Below are 4,843 nucleotides of genomic sequence, written 5' to 3' on the forward strand. Positions count from 1 at the left end.
GTGCGGGTGCTGGAGGAGGTTCCCGAGGCGGAGCTGGACTGGCATCCGGGGTCTGACGGCCAGGTGCTGGATCTGGTGCACCCTTCGCTCTTCTGCCTGGTGCGGGGCGTGAGCGACGTGCCCGAGGAGGCCTGGCGGAACCCGACGGACCGTTGGTCGAAGCACGAGTTCTCGGAGAAGTTCCAGTGGCTGCCCACGGACGTCGAGGTCGGTGAGGACGGCGGGGTCTCCTTCCTCTCCTACGTCAACAACGTCCACCCGGAGGCCCACCGCGAGCTGGCCGCCGTGCTGCCGGACCTGTTCGCGCGCATGCGTCCGCTCCTGGAGAACGTGCTGACCGACCTGCGCCATCCGCGGCCCGCGCGCATCGAGGCCGACCCCTACGGGTGGTACGAGTCGGAGCCGAAGTACCCGAACCGGGCCGACTACGGTGACGACGAGGCCGCCTTCAACCGGGCCCGCCAGGACTGGGGAGATGCCCACGACGAGTGGTGGCAGACCCGCCAGCCGGTCGTCCCGGACGCGCCGGAGTTCACCCCGCCCGGCCTGCCCGACGCCGACGCCCGGGTCGACCTGCGCGGCCGTGGCCTCCAGGTCATCGTGAAGCTGGCCACCATCCACCTCACCCCGGAGAAGCCCGAGTACGCCGGCGGTTCCTGGCACGTCGAGGGGATGCTGAACGAGCGGATCGTCTCGACCGGCATCTACTACTGGGACAGCGAGAACGTCACCGAGAGCCGGCTGAGCTTCCGCACGGCGCTCGACGATCCCGACTACGAGCAGAACGACGGAGAGGGCCTGTACCAGGTCTACGGCCTGGAGGACGAGGACAAGCTGAACCAGGTACTGGGTTCGGCGGCGACGCCGGCGGGCCGCTGCCTGGCCTTCCCCAACGTCCTCCAGCACCGCGTGGGCCCGTTCCGCCTCGCGGACGCCACCCGCCCGGGACATCGCAAGATCCTCGCGTTCTTCCTGGTCGATCCGTCGACGAGGATCGTCTCGACGTCCGATGTGCCGCCGCAGCAGCCGTGGTCCGAGACCTCGACCATGACCCTCGAAGAGGCCCAGGGCTACCGCGAACAGCTCATGCACGAACGCAAGTTCTTCGTCGCCGAACACAACGAGCAGCTCTACGAGCGGGAGTTCTCCCTCTGCGAGCACTGAGTCCGGTCAGCGGCGGGCATCCGCGCGCGGGCGTTCCAGGGTGAAGGTGTCCACCGGGGTCAGCTCTCCGTAGGGGCCGTCGAAGGTGTAGTACGTCACCTGCATCCGGGTGCGTCCGGTGCCGCGGGTGCCCGGGTCCACGTCGAAGGCGGCGAAGCCGTGGGGGTGGACGCGGTCCTGGACGGCCCGCCAGGGGGCGTCCTCGGTGACGTAGACCGGTTTGCGGTGGCGGCCCTCGGGCTCCTTGCCCACCTGGACCACGACACGGCCCTTGGGCTCCTCGAAGAGGTCGTCCTGGGTGGTGGCGAAGTTGCCGCCACCACCGATGATCATGTGCACGGTGCCCTTCGAGGTGTCGGCGACATCGGTCCGGGTGGAGACCGGAACCGGGGTGCGGACGTCGTTGGGAAGGCTGCCGCGGACCGGCAGCGAGCGCTCGTAGTAGTGCTCGTGGCCGCAGAGCACCAGGTCGACCCCGTACGCGTCGAAGAGCGGGCCCCATTCCTGGCGCACTCCCAGGTCGCTCCCGCCGCTGCGGTGGCTGGAGATCATCGGATGGTGCATGAAGACGACGATCCAGTCGATGCCGGTGTCCGCCCGCGCCGCCTTCAGCTCCCGTTCCAGCCAGCGGCGTTGGGCGCCGCCGGAGTACCCGCGCAGATAGATGTCACCGGCGTCCACGATCGCCACGTCGTCGTTGGCCAGGCTGATGAAGCGGACCCCGCCGACGGTGAAGGCGTACCACAGGCCCCGGGTCTCGGCGTCGGTGGCGGTGGCCGCCCCCGGCAGGGTGAAGTAGGTCTGGTAGCCCGTCAGGCCCAGCGGCCCGTTGCCCTTCTCGGTCTCGCCGTTGCCGACGCAGGGCATCCAGGGACGCAGCCGCGCCCAGGGACGCAGCCGCGCCGAACGGCTGTTGCCGATGAACCAGTCGGCCCAGGTCGCGACGCGGTCCTCACCGATGGCGCCGGCCACGCCCGCGTAGCAGAGGTCGCCGTTGACCAGGTTGAACAGCGGGCCGACCCGTTCCACCGCGGCCACGATGTCGCCGGAGGCCTCGGTGCCGCCCTGGGTGCTGGTGTAGAGGGGGAAGGGGCCGAGCGGCGGCGGCGTGTCCGGCGTGGGCCACTTGAGGGAGCGGCGCAGGTTCGGCGTGCCCTGGTCGCCGAAGCTGGTGAAGGTGAACGCACAGCGGCCGCGCGGCGCCGTGGTGAACGACCCGGTCTCCTGCGCGGCACCGTCGTGCCCGGCCGAGTAGAGGTAGGTGGTGTCGGGCCGCAGCCCGGTGAGGCGGGCGTGGTGGACGTACACCTCCTTCCGGGACAGCTCGTCACGGTAGGTGCGGGTCTCGGCGTCGACCGCGTGCCCGGAGCCGCCGTCTGGTGATCCGAGGTGGACCCGCGGGCGCCGGACGGACTGGGGGCTGATCCAGGACACGGTCATCTCGGTGGCCGGGTCGGCGCCGAACTGGAGGTGCAGTCCTGCCACGCCCGGCACCCCGATCCGGCTGGGGGTCCGCTGCAGCAGGGGCGACGCCGCGACGGTGGACCGCCCGGCGGCTTCGGCGCTCCCCGCACTCGCTACGGCGGCGGCGGCCGCACCGGCCGTCGAACCGGTCAATAAGGTCCTGCGCGGAATCGGCATGGAACACCTTTTCTCGAAGGAGGTCGACCGCAGGTGGGTCGTGATCGGTGTGATCGTGTGAACCCTAGGGATGATCGACCGCAACGACGCCTGCGGGAAACACTCTTGAACGAGAATTTTCCGGCGGCCCGGGTCACGACCTCACTTCAGGAGCGTTCCTGTTCGAAGGTGCGGAGCAGGTCGGCGGCGACGCCCACCGCGATCGCGGCGGGTTCCTTGCCGGTGATCTCCGTCATGCCGATCGGGGTCTTGATCCGGTCGATCGTGGCGTCGTCGTGCCCGCCCTCGGTGGACAGGCGGTGGCGGAAGCGGGCCCATTTGGCGGCCGATCCGATCAGGCCGATCGTGCCCAGGCCGGGGGTGCGCAGGGCGGCGTCGCACAGGGCGGCGTCCTCGGCGTGGTCGTGGGTCATGATCAGGACGTGGGTGCCGGGGGCCAGTTCGGCGAGGACCTCCTCCGGGAGCAGGGGGGTGTGGTGGACGTGGACCTGCGCCACGGCGTCGCCGAGCACGGCGAGCCGTTCGTCGGTGAGCTGGCCGGGGCGGGTGTCGGTCAGGTGCAGGTCGAGGTCGAAGCGGGCCAGGATGCGGGCCAGTTCCAGGCCGACGTGCCCGACGCCGAAGACCGCCACCGCCGGGACCACCGGCAGGGGTTCGAGCAGGACGCTGACGGCCCCGCCGCAGCACTGCACGCCGTGCCGGCCGGTGACCTTGTCGTTGAGGGCGAACTCCATCAGTTCCGGTTCCGCGCCGGGGGTGGCGATCAGCTCGCGGGCCCGGTCGATGGCGACGGCCTCGATGTTGCCGCCGCCGACGGAGCCCCAGGTCTCGGTCCGTCCGACGACGAGTTTGGCGCCTGCCTTGCGGGGTGCGTGGCCGCGCACGGTCGCGACGGTCACGAGCGCGCCGGGTTCCCGGCGCGCCCGCAACCGCGCGACCGCGGCCACCCAGGTCAGGTCAGGCATTGCTCAGTGCGCTCGCGCTGCCGCCGGCGCGGGCCGTGGCCGCCGCACGGGCGGCCTCGACGGCCCAGTACACCGCTTCCGGGGTCGCCGGGGAGGCGAGTTCCACGCTGACCCCGGCGGGTCCGAAGGCCGAGGCGGCCTGCCGCAGCGCCTCGCGCACCGAGAACGCCAGCATCAGCGGCGGCTCGCCGACCGCCTTGGAGCCGTAGACCGCCCCTTCCTCGGTGGCGTTCCGCAGCAGCGTCACGTTGAACTCCTCGGGCATCTCCGAGAAGCTCGGCAGCTTGTAGGTGCTGGCGGCCTGGGTCAGCAGCCGGCCGCGGCCTGGGCCGTCGCCGGTGTCCCAGCGCATGTCCTCGAGGGTCAGCCAGCCCGCGCCCTGGACGAAGCCGCCCTCGACCTGGCCGATGTCGATCATCGGGGAGAGGCTGTCGCCGACGTCGTGCACGATGTCCACCCGGCGGATGCGGTACGCGCCGGTGAAGCCGTCCACCTCCACCTCGGTGGCGGCGGCGCCGTGGGCGAAGTACTTGAACGGCGAGCCCCTGAAGGCCTTCGCGTCCCAGTGCAGCCCCTCGGTGCGGTAGAAGCCGGCCGCCGAGAGCTGGACGCGCTGGAGGTAGGCGGTGCGGACCAGGTCGTCCCACTCCAGCTCCCGGTCGCCGCCGAGGACGCGGGCGACGCCCTCGACGATGCGCACGTCGGAGGCGTTGGCGCCCAGCTGGGTACCGGCCACCTGGAGGAGGCGGTCGCGCAGCTGCTCGCAGGCGTTCTTCACGGCCGCGCCGTTGAGGTCCGCCCCGGCGCTGGCGGCGGTGGCGGAGGTGTTGGGCACCTTGTCGGTGCGCGTCGGAGCGAGCCGCACCTTGTGCAGGGGGATGCCCAGGGTGGTCGCGGCGACCTGGATCATCTTGGTGTGCAGGCCCTGGCCCATCTCGGTGCCGCCGTGGTTGATCAGGACCGAGCCGTCCTTGTAGATCAGCACCAGCGCGCCGCCCTGGTTGAAGGCGGTGAGGTTGAAGGAGATGCCGAACTTGATGCCGGTGAGCGCGAGGGCCCGTTTGGTGTGCGGG

Annotated in this window: 4 protein-coding genes; 1 reads left to right on the forward strand and 3 read right to left on the reverse strand. The window is 71.3% G+C overall.

Features of this window, described 5'->3' with window-relative positions; translation table 11 throughout:
- On the forward strand, nucleotides 1–1,164 hold a 1,164-nt coding region (locus VR44_RS08065; protein WP_045946703.1), incomplete at its 5' end, for a DUF4246 domain-containing protein.
- Between the two features lie 6 nt (nucleotides 1,165–1,170).
- Here the strand turns inward: VR44_RS08065 and VR44_RS08070 are convergent.
- The 3 genes from VR44_RS08070 to VR44_RS08080 all read right to left on the reverse strand — a co-directional run.
- The gene (locus VR44_RS08070; protein WP_245691636.1) at nucleotides 1,171–2,781 is read right to left on the reverse strand and encodes a purple acid phosphatase family protein; all 1,611 of its coding nucleotides are present in this window, start codon (nucleotides 2,779–2,781) and stop codon (nucleotides 1,171–1,173) included.
- Nucleotides 2,782–2,951: 170 nt separating this feature from the next.
- The gene (gene xdhC, locus VR44_RS08075; RefSeq protein ID WP_045946705.1) at nucleotides 2,952–3,770 is read right to left on the reverse strand and encodes a xanthine dehydrogenase accessory protein XdhC; all 819 of its coding nucleotides are present in this window, start codon (nucleotides 3,768–3,770) and stop codon (nucleotides 2,952–2,954) included.
- Nucleotides 3,763–4,843 (reverse strand): molybdopterin cofactor-binding domain-containing protein (locus VR44_RS08080; RefSeq protein ID WP_045946706.1); only part of this gene is annotated, 1,081 nt, incomplete at its 5' end. The genes xdhC and VR44_RS08080, both read right to left, overlap by 8 nt.

Origin of the sequence: Streptomyces katrae, assembly GCF_000966975.1 — a bacterium.
Classification (GTDB): domain Bacteria; phylum Actinomycetota; class Actinomycetes; order Streptomycetales; family Streptomycetaceae; genus Streptomyces; species Streptomyces katrae.

Excerpts from the sequence above, each read along its gene's own strand:
- xdhC (WP_045946705.1), bottom strand. The coding sequence starts at position 3,770 with ATGCCTGACCTGACCTGGGTGGCCGCGGTCGCGCGGTTGCGGGCGCGC.